General features: G+C 58.8%; 23 protein-coding genes. 8 read left to right on the top strand and 15 right to left on the bottom strand.

The window, feature by feature from the left end:
* Nucleotides 1–457 precede the first annotated feature (457 nt).
* From AB3X39_RS13260 to AB3X39_RS13245, 4 genes are all read left to right on the top strand, one after another.
* Nucleotides 458–1039 carry a DUF4755 domain-containing protein gene (locus tag AB3X39_RS13260; RefSeq protein ID WP_369417856.1) on the top strand — a complete coding sequence of 194 codons (582 nt, stop codon included), beginning with the start codon at nucleotides 458–460 and terminating at the stop codon, nucleotides 1037–1039.
* A gap of 20 nt (nucleotides 1040–1059) precedes the next feature.
* Nucleotides 1060–1521, top strand: coding sequence for a hypothetical protein (locus tag AB3X39_RS13255; RefSeq protein ID WP_369417855.1), 462 nt, complete (start codon nucleotides 1060–1062; stop codon nucleotides 1519–1521).
* Between the two features lie 219 nt (nucleotides 1522–1740).
* Complete coding sequence (locus AB3X39_RS13250) at nucleotides 1741–2595, top strand: hypothetical protein (RefSeq protein ID WP_369417854.1); 855 nt, start codon at nucleotides 1741–1743, stop codon at nucleotides 2593–2595.
* 12 nt (nucleotides 2596–2607) lie between these two features.
* Nucleotides 2608–3333 (top strand): DUF4852 domain-containing protein, encoded by a 726-nt coding sequence (locus AB3X39_RS13245; RefSeq protein ID WP_369417853.1) that lies wholly within the window; start codon nucleotides 2608–2610, stop codon nucleotides 3331–3333.
* A 330-nt stretch (nucleotides 3334–3663) separates the two neighbouring features.
* Here AB3X39_RS13245 and AB3X39_RS13240 read toward each other — a convergent pair whose 3' ends face one another.
* Nucleotides 3664–4260 (bottom strand): peroxiredoxin, encoded by a 597-nt coding sequence (locus tag AB3X39_RS13240; protein ID WP_369417852.1) that lies wholly within the window; start codon nucleotides 4258–4260, stop codon nucleotides 3664–3666.
* A gap of 182 nt (nucleotides 4261–4442) precedes the next feature.
* On the opposite strand from AB3X39_RS13240, the gene AB3X39_RS13235 reads away from it, so the two are divergent.
* Entirely contained in the window at nucleotides 4443–5015 is a 573-nt protein-coding gene (locus AB3X39_RS13235; RefSeq protein ID WP_369417851.1) for a YbhB/YbcL family Raf kinase inhibitor-like protein, read from the top strand.
* Here the strand turns inward: AB3X39_RS13235 and AB3X39_RS13230 are convergent.
* The 4 genes from AB3X39_RS13230 to AB3X39_RS13215 form a co-directional block, all read right to left on the bottom strand.
* On the bottom strand, nucleotides 5012–5434 hold the full coding sequence (locus AB3X39_RS13230; RefSeq protein WP_369417857.1) for a carboxymuconolactone decarboxylase family protein: 423 nt from the start codon (nucleotides 5432–5434) through the stop codon (nucleotides 5012–5014). The genes AB3X39_RS13235 and AB3X39_RS13230 overlap by 4 nt on opposite strands.
* A 79-nt stretch (nucleotides 5435–5513) precedes the next feature.
* The gene (locus tag AB3X39_RS13225) at nucleotides 5514–6062 is read right to left on the bottom strand and encodes a hypothetical protein (RefSeq protein ID WP_369417850.1); all 549 of its coding nucleotides are present in this window, start codon (nucleotides 6060–6062) and stop codon (nucleotides 5514–5516) included.
* Nucleotides 6063–6134: 72 nt separating this feature from the next.
* On the bottom strand, nucleotides 6135–8012 hold the full coding sequence (locus tag AB3X39_RS13220; RefSeq protein ID WP_369417849.1) for a bifunctional diguanylate cyclase/phosphodiesterase: 1878 nt from the start codon (nucleotides 8010–8012) through the stop codon (nucleotides 6135–6137).
* Between the two features lie 30 nt (nucleotides 8013–8042).
* Nucleotides 8043–9302, bottom strand: coding sequence for a THUMP domain-containing class I SAM-dependent RNA methyltransferase (locus AB3X39_RS13215; protein WP_369417848.1), 1260 nt, complete (start codon nucleotides 9300–9302; stop codon nucleotides 8043–8045).
* A gap of 154 nt (nucleotides 9303–9456) precedes the next feature.
* On the opposite strand from AB3X39_RS13215, the gene AB3X39_RS13210 reads away from it, so the two are divergent.
* The 3 genes from AB3X39_RS13210 to AB3X39_RS13200 all read left to right on the top strand — a co-directional run bounded on the left by AB3X39_RS13210 (nucleotide 9457) and on the right by AB3X39_RS13200 (nucleotide 11872).
* The gene (locus tag AB3X39_RS13210; RefSeq protein WP_369417847.1) at nucleotides 9457–10110 is read left to right on the top strand and encodes a YiaD family glycine zipper/OmpA-like lipoprotein; all 654 of its coding nucleotides are present in this window, start codon (nucleotides 9457–9459) and stop codon (nucleotides 10108–10110) included.
* Between the two features lie 82 nt (nucleotides 10111–10192).
* The gene (locus tag AB3X39_RS13205; protein WP_369417846.1) at nucleotides 10193–10897 is read left to right on the top strand and encodes a class I SAM-dependent methyltransferase; all 705 of its coding nucleotides are present in this window, start codon (nucleotides 10193–10195) and stop codon (nucleotides 10895–10897) included.
* Between the two features lie 9 nt (nucleotides 10898–10906).
* A complete protein-coding gene (locus tag AB3X39_RS13200) occupies nucleotides 10907–11872 on the top strand; it encodes a M48 family metallopeptidase (RefSeq protein ID WP_369417845.1) in 966 nt (321 codons plus the stop codon).
* Here AB3X39_RS13200 and AB3X39_RS13195 read toward each other — a convergent pair whose 3' ends face one another.
* From AB3X39_RS13195 to AB3X39_RS13150, 10 genes are all read right to left on the bottom strand, one after another.
* A complete protein-coding gene (locus AB3X39_RS13195; RefSeq protein WP_369417844.1) occupies nucleotides 11873–13534 on the bottom strand; it encodes an ABC transporter ATP-binding protein in 1662 nt (553 codons plus the stop codon).
* Nucleotide 13535: 1 nt separating this feature from the next.
* Nucleotides 13536–14591, bottom strand: a complete 1056-nt coding sequence (locus tag AB3X39_RS13190; protein ID WP_369417843.1) for an ABC transporter permease — start codon at nucleotides 14589–14591, stop codon at nucleotides 13536–13538.
* 11 nt (nucleotides 14592–14602) lie between these two features.
* The gene (locus tag AB3X39_RS13185) at nucleotides 14603–15541 is read right to left on the bottom strand and encodes an ABC transporter permease (protein ID WP_369417842.1); all 939 of its coding nucleotides are present in this window, start codon (nucleotides 15539–15541) and stop codon (nucleotides 14603–14605) included.
* 4 nt (nucleotides 15542–15545) lie between these two features.
* Complete coding sequence (locus AB3X39_RS13180) at nucleotides 15546–16196, bottom strand: phosphatase PAP2 family protein (RefSeq protein ID WP_369417841.1); 651 nt, start codon at nucleotides 16194–16196, stop codon at nucleotides 15546–15548.
* Nucleotides 16197–16344: 148 nt separating this feature from the next.
* Complete coding sequence (locus tag AB3X39_RS13175) at nucleotides 16345–16707, bottom strand: roadblock/LC7 domain-containing protein (protein WP_369417840.1); 363 nt, start codon at nucleotides 16705–16707, stop codon at nucleotides 16345–16347.
* Nucleotides 16708–16745: 38 nt separating this feature from the next.
* Nucleotides 16746–17342 carry a protoglobin domain-containing protein gene (locus tag AB3X39_RS13170; protein WP_369417839.1) on the bottom strand — a complete coding sequence of 199 codons (597 nt, stop codon included), beginning with the start codon at nucleotides 17340–17342 and terminating at the stop codon, nucleotides 16746–16748.
* 431 nt (nucleotides 17343–17773) lie between these two features.
* Nucleotides 17774–18136, bottom strand: a complete 363-nt coding sequence (locus AB3X39_RS13165) for a roadblock/LC7 domain-containing protein (RefSeq protein ID WP_369417838.1) — start codon at nucleotides 18134–18136, stop codon at nucleotides 17774–17776.
* A gap of 41 nt (nucleotides 18137–18177) precedes the next feature.
* The gene (locus AB3X39_RS13160) at nucleotides 18178–18774 is read right to left on the bottom strand and encodes a protoglobin domain-containing protein (RefSeq protein WP_369417837.1); all 597 of its coding nucleotides are present in this window, start codon (nucleotides 18772–18774) and stop codon (nucleotides 18178–18180) included.
* Between the two features lie 111 nt (nucleotides 18775–18885).
* Nucleotides 18886–19665 (bottom strand): class II glutamine amidotransferase, encoded by a 780-nt coding sequence (locus AB3X39_RS13155; RefSeq protein ID WP_369417836.1) that lies wholly within the window; start codon nucleotides 19663–19665, stop codon nucleotides 18886–18888.
* 12 nt (nucleotides 19666–19677) lie between these two features.
* Nucleotides 19678–20713 (bottom strand): NAD(P)/FAD-dependent oxidoreductase (locus tag AB3X39_RS13150; RefSeq protein ID WP_369417835.1); only part of this gene is annotated, 1036 nt, incomplete at its 5' end.

The raw sequence follows: 20713 nt of genomic DNA, 5'->3' as shown, positions 1-20713 counted from the left end.
CGCGTATTGAACTCGCGCTCCAACACCGAAGGCCGCGCCGCATAGCCCGCCCGCGTCATGGCCTCACGCAGTCTTTCAGCGAATTCAAGCTTCTCATTCATGAACAGATCGTTCAGTTCTTGATCAAGGTCATTGAACTTTTAGTTCACAATTAAGCTAAACTTTTGGTTGTTTTTTTTGGATCTATCAAAGAGCTGCCAAGACCGCGTCGAAGACTCTGCGGGTCATCAAGGCTCGAACCAGAGTCCGGTGGCATCAATGGACGAAAGAGAGGAAATCTTGGGAAGATTTTTTGAAATGAACACCTATGAATGAGACATCACACACGGTGACTCGTGAGATCGTGATCTGTCATGAATCTCATTTGAGAAGCCCATTGTTTATGCTCATTAGGCATTAATTTTTAACTATGCCCCGATGTGATCGTCTTCGGGCTTGTAATGGATTCATTTTTGCCATGAATAATCTTAAATTCAAGCTGCCGTATAGTTTGCTTGTTGCCTTGATATTTATCTCTTCACCTCTTGCTGCTATAGGTAGCATTTCATTGGTTTCAAAAGCCGACATGGCTGGTGTACTTTTTGCAATGCCTTTGATGATTTTTATCTGGGTATTTATATATTGGAGAGATAATCAGAAAAATAAATTCATGGCCATGTGCTCTTCAGGAGGAATTGGAGAACCAAGTTATCATTATTGGAATGGATTGAAATGGCATGGAATAGCCATACATCTTGAATCAGAAGCCATATTCTTCTGGTGCAATGGAACTGGAAAGACATACCCTTGGAGCATGGTACGTAGCTGGGAGAAAAAAGCACAGACAGGTGGCATGATCTATGGAGGAGGAGCTACAGGCTTGATGCACAACCTAGATAAATCTCGTAGCAATGCCATAAATACAGGTTTACTAATTCATGTGGCTGATTTCGAAAATCCTTCATGGATGATTCATATGCCCAAGGAAGTAGACAGAAATCGCTGGTTCGAGCTCATGATTCAGGTGATCAATGAAGGTCGTCGCCCTGCACAACATTGATTATTTTTTGAAGGAATAGCATGCATAAGTCGAATACAGCCATTGTTGGCATTGCTCTATCAATCATCATCAGCGGTTGTTCATCAGTAACCACCACTGGCAATGAAAAACCAGACCTTAGGCCATGCGCTAAGAATTTCACAACTGATGGCTCTATGACGGGTCTATCCGGAAAAAGATTCATGACTTCAATGTCATTCCCAAACATATCAAAGAAAACAGCCCTGAATAAAATAAGTCAGCAGATTTCATTCGAAGGCCAAACAATAAAAACCTTAGATAGAGACAGCGGAATTATTATAGCATCGCAACAAGATCTACTCTTAAAAGACGCTAGAGAAACTAAGATCACAGCATCTGTAGAAGAAAGAAAAGGTGGAACCCTTGTAAACATCCAAGTTCTAACAGGATTTGGCATGGTTACATCAGAGGATGCGGTCAAGGATTATTTCTGCAGAATCATTAATTACATTGGCAAATAACAAGCCAACACAATGCTGGCTTAACCGGCCCTCAGAGCTCGTTTGAAAACTCACAGAAGGCTCGTCAAAGTTGTCTCAACTGCTCTCTGTCGAAAGCATCAACTTACCCAAGATTCTCTGAAGAATTGAGCACATCCTAGGGTGCCTATTCGTCCGAATCACTCATGCAGGTCTGTCAAATGAGTTTCCAAACGGGCTCTTACCGCGCCTGTCAAAAAAATGATCGTCGCGATCATCTATGAAGAGAAGACCGCTTGCAAAGGCAAACAAGGAAATAGCATGATCCGTGGAAAAATAATGCGCGATACCAATGCCGGCCCAGGCATTATCTTCGTCAATGGTGAACAGAAACCATTTACGCTGGAGACTCATTGGAAATCCAGCACGCCACCCAGAGTGGGGGCAGTTGTTGAGATAGGACTGGACGCTCAAGGAAATGTGGCCACGGTGTCACTGGTAGACGAAGCATCACTTGCAAAAGAGCAAGCACAAAAAGCGCTCAATTTGGCGTCAGAAAATGGCAAACAATACTTGGGAATTTTGGTTGCCCGAGTGGGTATGCCGACTCTGGTTGCCATCGGATTGTTAACGATAGCTTGGCTCTTCTTCGCCACCATTACTGTTCAGATTTTAGACTCTTACAGCGAGAGCATCAGTTTCTATGATGTTCTCAAGTTGGTCAACTCAGGTGGAAACCTTCAGTGGGTAGGTAGCATAAAATATGCTGAATCAGGCTTCTATGGATTCCTGATGTACGCGGCCATCTTGGCACCTGTCGCTCCGCATTTCCATAGCAATAAATACCTGCAACTTTGCTATTGCGCACCATTGATTTACATGGTCGGCATTGGTCTGAGCATGTATATCTCCATTAGGCATCATGTATCGGATGCACAGGGCATGGCATCAGGGATGGTGGGCCAGCAAGCCGTCGAAAAAATGATATCTGAAATGATTTCCATGACTCTGAAAGCCATTTCCATGGGATTGGGTTTCTACATTTCAGCTCTAGTGGCAACGTACCTTGCTGCCATTGGCGTGAAAAAATATCTAGCATCTAGTGCAACTGTTTGATTTGGAGTAATCATGAAAAAAATTCTCGCCATTGTGATTTGTGTCGTTGCAGTTCTGCAGGGCTGCTCCAAAAAAGATAAAGATACCCATCCAGTTTCACTCAACGATGCAATGTCATCATCCGCAGCAAAGAAAGCAGTTGAAGTACAAAAGGCAGCTGACGCGCCAAAAGCCGACAAATCGATTCCACTGACCCAATACCAAGAAATGAACAACGGTAAGCAGCTTTTATTCTCGCACTTGGCTATCAGTGGCATGCCTGTTGACTACGCAAAGATCGCAGAAAACATCTCAGCAGAATATACCAGAGAATCAGACGAATTCAAAAAACGTGACATCATGAATGCGCTTAAGCCCGGCATTGATAAGGAAATATCAAAAGCAAAAGACGGGCGCTACTACTACATGAATATTGATGCCAATTGGGATAAGTATGATTTCGCGTCCAAATCATTTGCCAGCAACAATATTGCCGGAAGTAGTCGTTATTTCATGTTTGATAACTTTGCCTATCGCTATAAACTTGAGTGGTCAAATGGGAATGCATTCAGTAAGCTCACAGTTCCAGATGAAGGCCAAGCACGAACGATTGAAGCTTTGCGCATCAAACACAACGGCATCAATACGCGCATCTATTTCTTTTTAGCCGACACCAAGTTAGGTGAGAGCACGGTTCTGGGCGAAATCACCAAGGTGAAAGTGATGGATGCTAATGGCAACGTGCTCAGCGAGATTTAATTGTTCGGCATTGAATAGAAATATTGCAACTCCAATCATTGATGGTTTGGAGTTGTATTCAAAACACTTTAAACCGCTGTCTTTCCGCCTATGTTTCGACGCAGTGTTTTGTTATCTTCTTGTGGTGTCTAACCTTCAGAAGCAAAAATGCAGTCCGCCATCGGCCATGCCATTTTTAAGGAATCTTGGGCAAGTGGATGCCCTCGGAAGAGCAGTTGATGCAACTTTGACGAATCTTCTACGAGTTTCTAAACGGGCTCTTACGAATACAAAACTTCAAAACCAACCACAACCCCGGACCCTCCGTCCGGGGTTCACTCGTCACAGTGATCAGCGACTCCCAGCCTTACTTGGCGGGTGAGCAGCGATCGGAGCATGGGCGGCTTTCCACGTTTCCAGCGCTTTCAAGGCCAGTTCAACATGTTGGTCAGGACTGTCGCTGGCGTAGGCGTAGACCACCTTGTGGCCGGGGCTGATGATGTAGGTGATGCGGCCGGCTTGGTCGCCTTGCCAGAGGGCGGCGTCGTATTTCTTGATGGTGTCCATGGCCGGGTCGGAGGCGACGGAGAACTTGCTGTGGCAGGCCTCGACCGAGAAGCGCTTGAGGATCGGCATCGCGTCGTGCGACATGCCCACCACGGTGGCGCCCAAGGCCTTGAATTTGGGCATGGCATCCGCGAAGGACTTGGCCTCAATGGTGCAGCCGTTGGTGAAGGCTTCGGGGTAGAAGTACAGCACCACCGGACCTTTTTTGAGCGCCTTGTTCAACGAGAAGGTGAAGGCCTTGCCGGCATGGGCGGCCGGAGCACTGAAGTCGGGGGCGTTGACGCCCACATCAAGGGCGGCCCAAGCTGGACCGGCGCAAACCATCAACATCGCGGCGGCGTACAAGCCACCCTTCAGACATCCGCTGGAACGGGATTTCATCGCTGTCTCCTTGAACATGGCACATCGGGTCAATGTGCCGCTATCGTGACACGATCGCCTCTGCAAGATCAAAAGGCTTTGCCAGCCGAAACACACCTCAGCAAAAGCCGCGCAGGCAAGGCAAGATGCAGGCCTTCCACACGCCTTTGAACGCCTTCCAAGGCTTTGACCCGGAGACCTCGATGTCCAAGACCTCGTTTCGAACGCTCGCCGCAGGACTGGCCCTGAGCGCAGCAGCGCTGACCAGCGGTACGGCCGCAGCCGCAGATTTCACCCTCACCAGCCCCAGCGTGGCCCCGGACAGCACCATCGCTGACAAGCATGTGTTTTCCGGCTTCGGCTGCTCAGGCGGCAACCTCTCGCCCGCACTGCGCTGGAGCAACGCCCCGGCCAAAACCCAAAGCTTTGCCGTGACGGTCTATGACCCGGATGCACCGACCGGCTCGGGCTGGTGGCATTGGGTGGCTTACAACATCCCCGGCCAAGCCAGTGGTTTTGCCGAAGGTGCGGGCACTGAAAACGGCATGCGCCTGCCAGGCTCGACCCAGCAAGGTCGCACCGATTTCGGCAAGACCGGTTACGGTGGACCCTGCCCGCCCGTGGGCGACAAGCCGCACCGCTACGTCTTCACGATTTATGCGCTGAAAATCGCCACGCTGGAGGTCCCGGCTGACGCCACCGCCGCGTTGATCGGTTTCATGATCAACGCCAACAAGATCGGTCAGGCCAGCTTCACCGCGACCTACGGCCGTTAAGGCGTTGGCGGGGCCGGGGGAACCGGCTCGGCCGCGTCGAAACACAGACCGTTCTCGGCCATCCAGGCTTGGGCGGTGCGCACAGCCTCGATCGCAGCTGGGGCGCCCGCATAGGGCGCCACATGCAGCAGCACCTCACGGATCTCCAGCAGCGTGGCGCCGTTGTTCATGGCGCCGCGCAGATGGCCCTTGAGTTCTTGGCTGCGACCCAGCGCCGCCAGCATCGCCACGGTGCACAGGCTGCGCTGCTTGAGCGCCAAGCCCTCGCGCAGCCACGTCGAGCCCCAAGCGTGCTCGTTGACGTAGCTTTGCAGCGGCGCTGAAAAAGCGTCGGCCTGCGCCAAGGCGCGGTCCACAAAAACATCGCCCATGACGTGGCGACGCCGGGCCTCGCCCGGATGCATCGGGGCAGAGGGCATCTCGGCATGAGAGGCAGGTTGTTGGCTGATATCCATGCCGAGATTGTCCGCAGAAATCGATCCAACCATCGATGGAACGTTAGAAGTTCACGCCGATCTTCAGACCCAAGCTGGTCGGGCTGTAATCGACACCGTTCTTGATGCTGGTGCTGTGGATACGCAGATCAGCGCCAGCGAACAGCATGCCCGCACGGTAGTTCACACCCGCAGCGGCGCCCACACCGTAAAGCGTGGTGCTGGTGGCCCCTTGATCGACGCTGAACGCCGCCAAGCTCGGACCAAAACCAGCCGACATGCCATCACCGAAGGGGATGGTGTAGCGCGGCGAGAGCTCATAGCCCGTCACCTTGGTGCCGTTCTTGTCCGATTGGCTCAGGTTGAAGTGGGTGCGGATGCGCTGATCCGGGGATTGCACCAAGCCGCAGTTGAAGTTGAAGTCCAGACCGACGGCATCGGTGGTTTGCGATGAAGCGTCGTTGCTGTTGACGGTCAGCGCCAGCGACGGCGCAGCCTTGTAGCCCGGCTTCAAGATCGGCAAGAAGGTCCATTCACCCGCGTGGGCCGGAGCCGCCAAAGAGGCCAGCAGCACGGTCAGGGAGCTCAGAGCAAGGAAGGCACTTTTCTTCATGGGAATCTTTCGAGGTCAGGAGAGAAGAGGCGCGATTGTGGGCAGCCCCATTGCATCCGTCTGTAACCCTGGTCACACAGCCACGGTCGTGCCATCACCCGGCGACCAAATTCGATGGCCATTGCGACCGGCACTCTTGATGGCGTACATCGCCATGTCCGCCCGGCGCATCAGCGTCGCCGCCCCTTCTGACCCATGCGCTGCGCGTACGGCAATCCCGATACTCAAGGTGGCGTGCAGTTGATCGGTTCCAAAAGGGATCGGATCATGAAAGGACAAAGCCATCTTCTCGGCCACCAACCGGACATCTTGGGGATCGGTCAATTCGCTCAAGATCACGATGAACTCATCCCCACCGGAACGCGCCACCGTATCGACCGATCGCACACACGACACCAAGCGCAGGGCGATCTGTCGCAACAGCGTGTCCCCCGCCTCGTGACCAAAACGATCATTGATGGCCTTGAAGTGATCCACATCGATGAACATCACCGCCATGGGCCGTTGAAAGCGCGTCGCTTGCAAAAGGGCTTGATCAAGTCGATCCAGCAACATGCGTCGATTCGGCAATCCGGTCAGGGCGTCGAAGAAGGCCAACTCATGCGCCCGCTGTTCTGCCAACTTCAGATCTGTGATGTCGCGGTTGTTGACCCGTCGCCCCAAATCGCGGCCATCGCTGGCAATCACCCGCCGACAACCGTGCGCGATCCAACGAACATCCCGACTCTTGCACACGATACGAAACACCACTTGGGCCGACACGTGGGTTTCGAGGGTGTGGAGATGTTCGCGGTACAGCGGTATGTCTTCCGGCAGCACGATCCGATCCAACAAACCTGGATCGGCATAGAACTCTTCAGGCGTGTACCCGCTCACTCGCTCACAGGCAGGGCTGACATAGAGCACACCGCCCTCGGGTGAGAGCCAGTATTCCCAATCGTAGGTGTAGTCGGCGATGGTCCGAAAGCGCTCTTCGCTGTCTCGCAAGGCATGCTCATCTTGGGCTTGTTTGAGCTCCGACCGATACAGCCGGTAAAACACGCCCCCAAGGATGCCGATAAAAGCCATCGCGGAGAACCCCAGCACCCGCACATGCTCGCGCCACTCGGCCGAATAGGTGTCTTCAGCCAACCCAACCGTGATGAAGAAGGGTTGATTCGCCAAGACCTGATAGCCCAGCGTGCGCTGCACACCATCGATCGGTGAAGCAACCTCCAGCGTGCCACGCGGCTCATGCTTTTGAAGGATGGCCATCCGGATCGGGATCTGGGGATCCGGCTTGTTCTGGATCTCGATCTTGCCGGGATAGCGGATCAACAACGCCCCGTTATCCATGCGTCTCAGGGCGATCACACCGCCTGGGCCGAGATCCAATTTTTGTAGATCCTCTTGCAGCACCGACACGTCAATGACGGCAATCACCGCCCCCAAGAAATGCTTTTGAGCATCGAGCAGGGGTTGACTGATGTACATCGACGCCCGACCGGTATACCGCCCGGTCAGGACATCGGAGTAGAAGATTTTCGCGGCCGTCGGCTGCTTGCAAATCGCTTGAAAGAAGTCCCGATCAGCAATATTGAGCACCCCTTGCTCACCCTCCATGCTGGTGTAGAGCCGATTGCCTGCCGCATCGAAAATCCGCAATGCGGAGGCCGAGGTGATGGCATGGCGATGGGATCGCAGCCAGCGAGACACCGATGACTGCTCACGGCGCACCCGCTCAGGTCGAAGAAGCTTGGGATCGAAATCCGCCGCAATCACCGACACCACCCGTTCGGCAGCGCCGAATTCGAGCTCCAAGCGCGATGCCAAGATTTGGGTCAGGTTGCGGGCATCGGTGGCCGCATCTGCTTTGACCACCTGCCATGATCGGTAGGCTTCCTGACCGATCAAGAGCAGGAAGGCGATCACCAAGCCCAGCAGGGTCAACCCATATTTGGCACGACGCAATGGGGCTCTCCTTCTTGGGCCTCGGGATGATCAACGACGCGGATCCGATCGGTTCGAGCCCTTGACCAGATCAAAGCGGAACAAGCGGCATTCGATCGGGCCGTTCCACATCGGTACGCGCCGACTTTCCTTCAAGCGCATGGCTTGGGGCAGCTTGGCATCGGGGCTCAGCACCCAAGCGGTCCAACCGGCGTATTGGTGCTTCCAGTGGCTGGCCAAGGCCGAGAAGAAGGCTTGCGAGGTGCCACCGCCTTCAAAGCCTTCGCGCGCCATCCCAGCGTGCGGGTCGTGCCCGGAGCCCGTGCCCTTGGCGTCGATCCGCTCGCCATACGGCGGGTTGAGCATCAACACACCGTGATCAGCTGGGGCTACGCGCTGCAAGGCGTCGGCCGTTTTGAATTCGATGGCGTGCAGCACCCCGGCCCGCTCAGCGTTGCGGGTGGCGAAGTCGGTCATGCGGAACGACACATCGCCGCCCTGCACCATCACCAAGGGGGCATGCACGCGCGCACGCGCCTCAGCCTTCATGTCGCGCCAAGCCACCGCCGCCGTTTCCATGCGGAAGGGCCCCAGCTTTTCAAAGGCAAAGCTGCGTTGCATGCCGGGGGCGATGCCGCAGGCGATCTGCGCCGCTTCAATGGCGATGGTGCCCGCGCCGCAGCAGGGGTCGAGCAAGATCCCGTCTTCTTCACGGCCTTGCCAACCGGCCGCCGCCAGCATAGCCGCAGCCAAGGTTTCCTTGAGCGGCGCTTCGCCCTTGTCCTCGCGCCAGCCGCGCTTGAACAACGCCTCGCCGGTCAGATCGACATAGAGCAGCGCGTGGGTTTCTTGCAAGTGCAGCACCAGCGACAGATCAGGAAAGCGCGGATCGACATCCGGGCGGTCGCCCGTGGCCTCGCGCATGCCGTCGCAGACCGCATCCTTGATGCGCAAGCTGGCGAAATGCAGGCTCTTGAGCGGGGAGCGCTGCGCGGTGGTGTCCACACGCAGGGTCTGCTTGGGACGAATCCACTCGGCCCAACGCACCGTGCGCGCGAGCTCATAGAGGTCGTCTTCGCCTTGGTACGGACCTTCAGCCACTTGCCACAGCACACGCTGGGCCAAACGGCTTTCAAGGTGCAGACGCATGGCGGTCTGGATGCTGCCAACCAAGGCAACCCCGCCGCGCGCGGCCTTGACCGAGTCAGCGGCGCGGGCCGTGCCAGCGGCCAACAGAATCGCCCGCACTTCATCGGCAAGCAAAGGCTCTGCGCCGGCGGCGCAAGGCAAGAAAAGAGGAGTGGGATTCACGTTCGGGTCGCCGCAACAAAAGGGGGATTGTCGCGCCTCGGTTGTTTGTTACAAATGGTGTGCTTATCTTCAGGACTTGCAGAGACAATCATGCAACACCGTCGAGCATCGCGCTCGATTTGTTCACACCACCATCCATCGAGGAGTTTTCAACATGCACATTCGCTTCACCACGCGTCCCCTGATCCTTTCCGCCACCATCGCTGCCGTTTTGCTGAGCGGCTGCGCCGGCATGAGCGAGACCCAAAAGGGCACCGCCATCGGTGCTGCGGGGGGCGCAGGCTTGGGCGCACTGATCGGTAAGGCCACCGGCAACACCGGCAAGGGTGCCGCCATCGGTGGCATCGTGGGTGCTGTCGCCGGCAACATCTGGTCCAAGAAGATGGAAGACAAAAAGGCCGCCATGGAAGCCGCCACCAAGGGCACCGGCGTGGACATCGCTCGCACCGCTGACAACCAGCTCAAGGTCAACGTGCCTGGCGACTTCTCCTTCGACGTCGGCCAAGCCAAGGTCAAGCCGGTGATGCAACCGGTGCTGAACAAGCTGGCCAGCGGCTTGGATGCCACCCACTTGGTCAGCATCGTCGGCTACACCGACAGCACAGGCTCGGCAACCGCCAATACCCAACTGTCGATCAACCGTGCCGAAGCCGTGCGTGACTACATGGTGGGTCAAGGCATTGCTGCTTCACGCATCGACGTCAGCGGCAAGGGTGCCGCTGACCCGGTAGCGGACAACGGTACAACCGAAGGCCGTGCCAAGAATCGTCGCGTTGAAATCTTCCTGCGCGAAGCCGGTGCCCAGTAATCTGGCACCATGCTGAGAAAACGGCGCCTTCGGGTGCCGTTTTGTTTTTCGAGCCAGATCGGCTTACCCGCCCAAGGATTCCATGCCCGGCTACCACACCAAGCAAGAGCACATCGCCGTTCACGGTGTCTCTGATCTCGTCATCCGCTCACTGCTCGACCGGGAACAGTTCTCCGACCCCGAGGGCTTGGCAGAACGCTTGGGTATTTCTTCGGCCACATGGCCGCTGTTCGGGCTGCTTTGGCCCTCAGGTGCACACCTCGCGGCCCGCATGGCCCTGCGCCCAGTCACGGCAGAAAAAATCCTAGAAATCGGCTGCGGCTTGGCCTTGGCCAGCTTGGTTGGCCATCGGCGCGGCGCTGATGTGACTGCTAGCGATTGCCACCCGATGGCCGGCAGCTTCTTGCTGGAAAACCTGCGTCTCAACGACATGGCCCCCATGAAGTACCGCCAAGGCCAGTGGGGCAAGGCCGAAGACGCGGACGATGACAACGCCGTCCAAGGCCGCTTTGACCTGATCATGGGCAGCGATTTGCTCTACGAGCGCGACAGCAACGGCGATCTGGCCGGCTTCATCGAACACCACGCCAACGCCTGCGCCGAAGTCTGGATCGTGGACCCAGATCGCGGCAACCGCCCCACCTTCAACCGCCACATGGCCGCCCAAGGTTTTGAGCGCCATGAAGAGCGCCTCGATAGCGTCGCCACGGCTGAGGCTGCCGCCTACAAGGGCCGCATGCTGGTCTATCGACGCGAGGCCCCCACGACGGCCCCACTTGCTGCCTAAAATAAAGGCATGAACCAGCCCTCCGACTTCATCACCGATGCCTCCATCACCACCCCCCTGCCCCACCGGCTGGGCTGCGACTGCGGCTTGCATGGCAGCAGCCGTCTTGGTGGGGTCGGCAACCGACGGCTTTTCACCGGCTTGATCCTCGGCGCCGGCGCGGCGGCGGCCCTGCCGGCTTGGGCGCGCGAAGGCGTGGACGTGGGGCCGAACTCCAAGTTCACCCAGATCGTGTCGGCCGATCAGGTCGAAACCGCCGCCAAGCAGCAGTACGTGCAGATGCAAAACGAGGCCAGCCAGAAAAAGGCCTTGGCCCCGCCGGACCATCCGCAAGTCATTCGACTGCGCGCGATTGCTGAGCGCGTCATTCCCTTCACCTACGAATGGAACGACCGCGCACGCACTTGGAAATGGGAAGTCAACCTGATCGGCTCGCAAGAGCTGAACGCCTTTTGCATGCCGGGCGGCAAGATCGCCTTCTACTACGGCATCTTGCAAAAGCTGCAACTCAGCGACGACGAAGTCGCCATGATCATGGGCCACGAAATGGCCCACGCCCTGCGTGAGCACGCCCGCGAACGCATGGGCAAGCAAACGGCCACACGTGGCCTGATCGAAATCGGCTCCGCCCTGTTCGGCTTGGGCCAAGTGGGCCGCACCGTGGCCGACATGGGCGGGCAATTGCTGACCCTGAAATTCAGCCGTGAAGATGAATCCGAAGCCGATTTAGTCGGGATTGAACTGGCCGCGCGTGCCGGCTACGACCCGCACTCGGGCGTGACCCTGTGGGAAAAGATGATGGCGGCCAACAAAAACGCCCCGCCGCAATTTCTTTCCACCCACCCAGCCAGCGGCACGCGTATCCACGACATCGAGGCCAACCTGCCCAAGGTCGCTGGCCTCTACGCCCGCTCGCCCAAACCGCCACGCCAATTCGGCCCACCCACACCAGCAGCACCAGCCGCAAAGGGTTAATCAACGCCCCTTGGGCACGGCCGCCAACAACGCTTGGGTGTAGGCCTCGCGGGGGCGGGCAAGGAGCGTTTCAGTGGGGGCCTGTTCGACCACCCGGCCGGCTTGCATCACCAAAATATCGTCGGCCATGAAGCGCACCACGGCCAAGTCGTGGCTGATGAAGAGATAGGCCAAACCGCGTTCGGCTTGCAGGTCTTTGAGCAGATTGAGCACTTGCGCCTGCACCGAGACATCCAACGCCGACACCGCTTCGTCGAGCACCAAGACTTCAGGGTCGAGCGCCAGTGCGCGGGCGATGGCGATGCGCTGGCGCTGGCCGCCGGAGAACTCGTGCGGATAGCGCCCCAAGGCGCTGGCGTCCAAGCCGACACGCACCAGCAAAGCCTCGGCCCGCGCTTGGCGCTCAGCCTCATCCGCACCCAAGCCGTGCAGCCGCAGCGGCTCCATCAGGGTCTGGGCGATGCTGAAACGTGGATTGAGCGAGGCCAGCGGGTTCTGGAACACGATCTGCAAGCGCTTGCGCTGCGCCAACGCTCCAGCCCGGGCGGCCCGGGAAGCTTGGCGGGGCTCAAAGCGTTCGCCCCCAAGCCAGACGCTCCCGGCGCTGCGGCCCTGATCGCTGTGCAGCTGCAACAGGGCCAGCGCCAAGGTGCTCTTGCCCGAACCCGACTCACCCACGACCCCCAAGGTGCGGCCCGGCTGAAGGCCAAAACTCACCTCCTGCATCCCGCCCACCTCGACGCCACCCACGCGGTAGCGGTGGCTCAACGCCCGCGCTTCAAGCAGCGGTGGGGCCGCCAAGGAGGTCCGGCGGGGGACCGCCGCCGATGCCACCTCCTCGTCGATGCTGCGCAGGCGTGCGGGCAAGGGGCCATCGAGGCGCGGGCGGCAAGCCAACAAGGCGGCGGTGTAGGGGTCGGCGGGGGCGCTCAACACTTGAGCCACCCCGCCTTGTTCGCGGACTTGGCCGTGGCGCATCACCACCACCTCGTCGGCGATCTCGGCCACCAAACCGAGGTCGTGGCTGATGAACAGCAAACTCATGCCGTGACGCGCTTTCAGCCGCGCCAGCAGATCAAGGATCTGGCGCTGCACCGTCACGTCGAGCGCGGTGGTCGGCTCATCGGCAATCAACAGCTTGGGCTCGCAGGCCAAGGCCATGGCGATCATGACGCGCTGCTGCTGACCGCCCGAGAGTTGATGCGGCCAAGCGTGCAAGCGCTGCTTGGGCTCTGACAAGCCCACCTCGGCCAACAAGTCGGCGGCGCGCGCCCACGCGGCGCGACGGCTCAGGCCCAAGTGCAGCTGCAACGGCTCGGCAAGCTGATCGCCGATGCACAGCACAGGATTGAGCGAGCCCATCGGGTCTTGAAAGACGCAGGCGATGGCACGACCGCGCAAGCCTTGCAGTTGCTTGGGCGTGGCCCGCAGCAAATCTTGGCCTTCAAACAAGATGCGTCCGCTGCGCTCGGCGTTGTCGGGCAGCAAGTTCAGGATCGACATGGCGGTGACGCTCTTGCCCGAGCCCGACTCGCCCACCAACGCCACGGTGCGATGCGGCGCGATATCAAAGCTCACACCGCGCACGGCGTGGGCACGCTGCGTGCGGTCCAGCCGAAAAGCGACGTGCAGATCGTGCAGGCTGAGCAACGGGGCCGTCATCTCATGCCTCCAAGCCGCGCAAACGCGGATCAAGGGCGTCACGCAGCGCGTCGGTCATGAGCGCAAAGGCGGTGACAAACAGCGCCATGAAGGCAGTTGCCGTCGCCAGCTGCCACCAGCAGCCCAGCATCAACTCGCTCTGAGCCTCGGCCAACAAGGTGCCCCAGCTCACTTGGTCGATGGCCACGCCCAGCCCGAGGTAGGACAGGATCACTTCGTACTTGATGAAGCCGACCACCAAGATCGACAACTGCACCAGCACACCATGGCTGACGTTGGGCAGGATGTGGCGCAGCATGCGCGCGCCCGGACTCACGCCGATGGCTTCGGCGGCCCGAACGTAATCGCGCCCGGCGTGCTTCATGAACTCGGCGCGCACCAAGCGGTACACGCCGGTCCAACCAGTCAACCCCAAAATCACCACCACGCTGGTGATGCCCCGGCCCATCACCGCCGCGCAAGCCAGAATCAGCAAGATGCCGGGGATGGCGGTGAAGACGTTGTAAAAGCCTTCCAACACGTCGCCCACCCGACCGCCCCAGAAACCAGCCAGCGCGCCCAAGGTGGTGCCGATCAGCGTGGCCAGCAGCGCCGCCAACACACCCACCGTGACCGAGATGCGCGTGCCCTGCACCGCCTTGGCCCAGACATCGCGCCCCAGCCGATCCGCGCCAAAAGGCAAGGTGCTGGCCCGCACCATGGTTTGCGCCCCGTCTTTGCCGACTTTTCCGTCTTGGGCGCGCCAGTAAGCCGTTCGCTCAGCCCAAGCGGCGTAGCGCGGTGCCAGTGGATCGATGGCGCTCAAATCAAGCACCGGCCCGCTGGGGGCCGCCAAGATGGGGGCCAGTGCGGGTGCCGGACCGATCCAGTCGGGCGGGGCATAGGGGAGCGCGCGCTCGCGCTGCCAATCCGCCGCCACCCAGCCCCATGCCGTCAGAAAAATCAGCCCGCCAAACAGCAGCACCACCGCCAGCGCCACCAGCCCCACCCGGTCTTGGCGATAGCGCTGCCATGCCAAAGCCCACACCCCACGCCCACCACCACGGTTACTGTTCATGCCACCCCACCTCATCGCAACACCACCCGGGGGTCGATGAGCCGGTAGAGCACGTCGGTCAGCAGGTTGATGCCCATGGTCAGCAGCGCCAGATAAACCGTCACCGCTTGGATGACCGGATAGTCGCTGCGGTTCACCGCCAGCAGCACTTCACGGCCCAGACCGGGGATCGAGAAGAAGGTTTCGATCAAGAAGGAGCCCACAAACACACCCGGCAACTGCACGCTGACGTTGGCGACGATCGGGATCAAGGCGTTGCGCAGCACATGGCGCAGCAGCACGGCCCGCTCACCCAGCCCTTTGGCGCGCGCGGTGCGCACGTAGTCTTGGCCGATTTCTTCAAGGATGAAGCTGCGATAGAGCCGCGTCTGCGGTGACACCCCCACCAGCACCGCCAACAGCACCGGCAGCGGCGCATAGAGCGCCAGATTGGTCCACAGACTGCTGCTCCAGCCCTGCACCGGAAACCAGCCCAGCTCAAAGGCCAACAACCACTGGCCGACGATGATGTAGACCAAAAAGCTGATCGACAGTGCCACCGTGGTCAGCACCATCAGCAGCCGGTCGGTGAGTGAACCGCGCACCGCTGCCACGGCCAGCGCCAACAGCGTCGCAAGGGTGGTATCCAGAAGCAGGATCGGCAGCATCACCGTCAAGGTCGCCGGCAAGCGGCTGGCCAGCAACTGACTCACGGGCTCATGCGTGGCCCAGCTCAGGCCCCAATCGAGGGTAAGAACCTGCTTCAAGAACAAGCCCAGCTGCATCCACAGCGGCTGATCCAGCCCCAGCTGGGTGCGAATCTGCTGCACCTGCGCCGCAGAGGCATTCAGCCCGCCCAAGATCTCGGCCGGATCGCCGCCAAAGCCTTTGAACAGGCCAAACACCAGCAGCACGACCCCCAGCAGGGTCGGCACGCTCTGGCCCAGCCGCCGCCATAAGTACGCTTTCACGCCCTCAAAACCGCTTCTTGTAGCCGACGAAGACGCCGTCTTGGGTCAGACCGAGCAGAAAGGGTGAATCACGCTTGGCGATCTTGACGCCCACATAGCCGCCAATCGCGCCGCCCACCAAGACATCAGAGAGCCAGTGGCCGTTGGCCATCATGCGGGCCTTGGCCATGTAGACCGGCACCGCCAACAAGCCCCAAACCGCCGGGTTGCTGTCGGCGTAAAGGGCGATGGCCGGAGCCACGGCGGCGGCCATCATGGCGGTTTCGCCGCTGGGGAAACTTTTGTAGCCCGAGCCCGCGAACCAATCGTCGGGGCTGGTCGATTCGGAGGGACGCTTGCGCTTGAAGGTGTTTTTCATCACCTCCGTCACCACCGCCGTCGCAACCATGCTGTCCATGGTCTTCCAAGCCAGCTTGCCGGCGTTGGAATCGGTGCCTTCCCACAAGGCCGTGCCGATGGCCGCGCTCAAAACGATGCCATCGGCGATGTATTGGTTGTTGCGCGACCAGATGCCGTCGTCATGACGCGGCTGCCAAGAGTCCATGCCCAGCAAGCCCCCGCCCGCTTGGGCTACGCCTTGAGCCAGCACCAAAGCCACGCCCACCGCCCACAGCCGCCCAACCCGCCACCCACCGCTTCGCCCCAAAGCATCCATGCTCACACCCCGTCAACGCAAGAACCTAAACATCAAGGTTGGCGATGGTAACGAGGTGCGCGCCGTGGCTCCTTAGACGTAGGCCATGAACGACCAAGAATGATCAAACGATACCCACCACATGGTGCATCTCCTGGGCTGAAGGGTCTTAGATGATCTTGTGGATGCTGTCGGCGGCGCGCTTCACATCCAAGAAGATCAACCCCAACCGGGCGTTGGCCTTGAGCAAAACGGTGACCACCGCGTCGTTGCCCGCGTGCACCATCAACACATAGCCTCGCTGGCCTTTGACCAGCACTTGCTCCAACTCACCCCGTGCCAACTCACGCGCCGTGCGATCCCCCAAGGACAGCATGGCAGCGCTCATCGCACCCACCCGGTCTTCGTCCATGCTGGCTGGCAGCAAGGACGCCATCATCAAACCATCGGTCGAAAGAACCGCCGAAGCTTCAATGTCAGCCGTGGAGCCGTTGAGCTCATGAAGAATGGAATTTAAAACATCTGCGCGCATAAAATACTCTTGAAAATAAGAAATTCGTTGCTTTTAGTTTAAATTTGACCGAGCTGACCACGGACCTCGCCGAGCAGCACATCGATTTCTGATTTAAACATACGTTCGAGCAAAGCTGGTTTAAACCCTGTGATGCGAATCACGGTTTCGAGGTAATACACCAAATAGCTCTCAGCGGTGATCGCTTGAGAGGTGAGAGATAGTCGCTCGACGCTACTCATGATGTCGCGCGCAAGGGAGGCGCTACCGACAAACTCCGGCGTGACTTTGGATCGCATCCAATCCAAAACCCAAGTCCACATGCCCATCATCATGGGGTTTTTCACACCCACCTTGATATGCACCACGCCCACCAAAGACTGCCACGCCCAATACTTGTCGTCGAAGGGCCCGTTCAGCGTGCGCTGCCACCAGCGTCGCAGGGTGGTTTCACGCTCAGCACGGGCACCATGCCCGATCAGGCAGGCCATCTGTGGATTGGCTTGAATCGTGTCGTAAAAACCCTGGACCAATTCATCTTCCATAGCCAGAAGTTGGCTCTTGAAGCGCATCAGCAATTCAGCATCTGCTGATGAAAAACGCTGACCTTCTGGAATGTCCTCAATGATTTTCTGTGTGATTTCGAAAATGTCCATAACATACCCTTGAGAAAAATGTATCCCCCATCAGCGAGCTCACATATATAAATAAGCTCACTTGACTTGGATCAAGTGTATGCAAAACAAGCGTTGATCGTAAACAACACAGCCATGAATGATGGTCACGCCTCGTCAAATGCGTGAATATTCATTGCAACAGGGTCAGACAAGGTTTTATTAAGATTTCAGCCATCGTCAAGCAACCTTGACGATGGTGAATCGACTCATTCAGCAAGGACTCAGATCGACGGGCCGTAACCGGCCCGAATCTTTCGTTCCGATCAGGTTGATGGAGGGAAGCTGAACCCTGCGTGCACCCCTTCGCGCAAAGCCCAGCTCAACAGACCCACGAGTGTTGTGGGTGCACCACGGTCATGGGTTGAGGGATGCCGCAGAAAAACAACGCGGCGTCACAACCCACGAAGGGGTCAGATGATCTTGTGGATGCTGTCGGCAGCGCGCTTCACGTCCAAAAAGATCAACCCCAAACGGGCGTTGGCCTTGAGCAAAACGGTCACCACCGCGTCGTTACCGGCATGCACCATCAACACATAGCCCCGCTGGCCTTTGACCAGCACTTGCTCCAACTCCCCTCGCGCCAGTTCGCGCGCGGTGCGATCGCCCAAGGAGAGCATGGCCGCACTCATGGCCCCCACCCGGTCTTCATCCATGCTGGCAGGCAGCAAGGACGCCATCATCAAACCGTCGGTCGAAAGAACCGCCGAGGCTTCGATGTCAGCGGTGGAGCCGTTGAGCTCGCTGAGAATGGAATTGAGAACATCTGCGCGCATGAAGAACCCCTTTCAAAAGACCAATAAAGGCACACCCAGCTTCAGATCGAGCCAAGCTGCGCCCGAACCTCACCCACAAGTACATCAATTTCTGACTTGAACATGCGTTCCAGCAACGCAGGTTTGAATCCCGTGATCCGGATCACTGTCTCAAGGTAATACGTCAAATAGCTCTCCGCCGTGACGGCTTGAGCCGTCAGAGCAAGACGCTCGACACTGCTCATGAGATCGCGCGCCACGTCGGCACCACCCACGGCATCCGGGGTGATCTGCGAACGCAACCACCCCAGCACCCACGTCCACATCCCCATCATCATCGGGTTCTTCACCCCGACCTTGATATGGACCACCCCCACCAACGATTGCCATGCCCAGTACTTGTCGTCGAACGGGCCATGCAAGGTGCGTTGCCACCAACGGCGCAAAGAGGTTTCGCGGTCGGCACGGGCACCATGGCCGATCAAGGTGGCCATTTGCGGGTTGGCTTGAATCGTGTCGTAAAAGCCCTTCACCAACTCGTCTTCCATGACCAGCAACTGATCGCGAAAGCGCATCAGCAAGGCGGCGTCATCCGCCGAGAAGCGCTGCCCCTCGGGCAGGCTTGCCATGATGTTCCGAGTGGTTTCAAAAATATCCATGCCCCACCTCCTTAAGACAACCGCAGCTCACACGACGGCTCACACAATCGATTGTTGATGGACATTTGTCCGGTGAGTAGGTTAGAAAGTGAAAAAAGAAGACGGTAGGTGTTATGTCACGACCGGCAAACGCCCTCGCATCAACCGCTCCCCCTCCTTAAAAACAGCCAACTCGCCCGGCTGTAGCGCCTGCCAAGCTTCATTGCGCGTTAACGGCTCCGTCACGATCACCGCCACGCGGTCTTGGGGCGTGGTGTGGCGGGCAAAGTCGATCTGCACGTCGTCATCGCGCAATTCGGCCGCCGTGAAAGGATGACGGCGCAACACGTAGTGCAACTTGGTCGAGCAGTGCGCCCACAAGGCCTCACCGTTGCTCAGCAAAAAGTTGAACGTGCCGTGCGGCGTGATGCGCGGCACCAGCTCGGCCAGGGTTTCAGTCAGGGCTTCGACGGTGGGCAGGCTGGCGTGGTTTTTGGCCAGCTCTTGCATCAACCAGCAAAAAGCGCGCTCGCTGTCGGTACCCCCCACCGGATGAAAAGCCGCGTGCAGCTTGGGCTGAAAGTGGGTCAAGTTGCCGTTGTGCGCAAACACCCAGTAGCGCCCCCACAGCTCGCGCTGAAACGGGTGGGTGTTTTCCAGCGCCACCCGGCCTTGGGTGGCCTTGCGGATGTGGGCAATGATGTGGCGGCTCTTGATCGGATACGTGCGCAGCATCTGCGCCACCGGCGAGAGGTGCGCGCTTTGGTCATCGACAAACAACCGCACGCCGGGGCCTTCAAAAAAACCGATGCCAAAGCCGTCCTTGTGCTCGACCGCCCGCTGGGCAAAGCCGGTGAAACTGAAGACCAGATCGGTCGGGGTGTTGGCGTTCAAACCCAGCAATTGACACACAGAAAACTCCGTTTATTCGGTAAAAAACCGCAGCCAGCCCTTCAGGCTGAACAGATTGCCGGGGTTGCTGGTTTCGTTGAGCAGCCCCGCCATGCGGCGATGCAAGCGCGGACTGCGGCGCGCCCGCCAGATCACCAGATCAGTCAGCCACGGTTGGGCATTGACGCGGTTGGCGCGCTCATAGAGATCAAAGCGCGGTTTGAGCCGGGCCAAGCGCGCGTCGTAGTCGGCGCGAACCTCGGCGTCCGATGCACCGGCCAAGATCGCTTCAGCCGCGTGGATGCCGGTTTCCATCGCCTTGCCGATGCCTTCGCCCGTGAAGGCGTAAGTGCTGCCGATGGCCTCGCCCACCGCCAACAAGCCCGTGCGGCTGTGGCCCGCACCGTCGAGAGAGCAGCGCAGCGGCGCGCCTTTGAAGTCACCCACCAACGTGCCGCCCGCCATCAAAGCCTGCGCCGGGGCGTAGCAGTGCGTGAAAGCGTCGAGCACGCTGCGCAAATTCACCTCCGGCATCGGCTTGCCTCGACCGGGCAGGATGCCCACGCCAATGTTGAAGACATCGCCGCCCACCGGAAAGACCCAGCCGTAACCGGGCCGCAGGCTGCGATGCCAGACCACATCCATGCTGCGGATCTGTGCCGCCATGGCGGGGTTGTGCACATAGCCGCGCAGCGCAATGCCACTGGGGCTGCGGCGCTGGCACAAATCGACAGCGGTCAGCGGCACCAGCGCCGCCCCGGTGGCCAAAATCACCCAGTCCGCGCGGATCTCGAACGAGCGCTCGCCTTGGCGCAACCAAGCGCCGACCACGCGCGGCGACACATCCGCCGTCGTGGCAACACCATCATTCAAGATCGGTTTTTCAAAGCGCATCGGGGCCACAAAGCGCGCCCCCGCTGCGATGGCATGGCGACACAGCAGCTCATCAAGCACGCGGCGCGGCAACACGGCCAGCTCACCCGGCAGATCAATGCTGTTGCCGCTCGGCCCGACACAACGCACCGCCTCCACCCGATGGGCGCGGGCCATCACGGCCTCCAGCACCCCA

It is taken from the genome of Leptothrix ochracea, from assembly GCF_041083635.1.
Classification (GTDB): Bacteria; Pseudomonadota; Gammaproteobacteria; order Burkholderiales; family Burkholderiaceae_C; genus Sphaerotilus; species Sphaerotilus ochraceus.
Note: the sequence above shows the minus strand (reverse complement) of the source record. Positions and strands in the feature narration are given on the sequence as shown.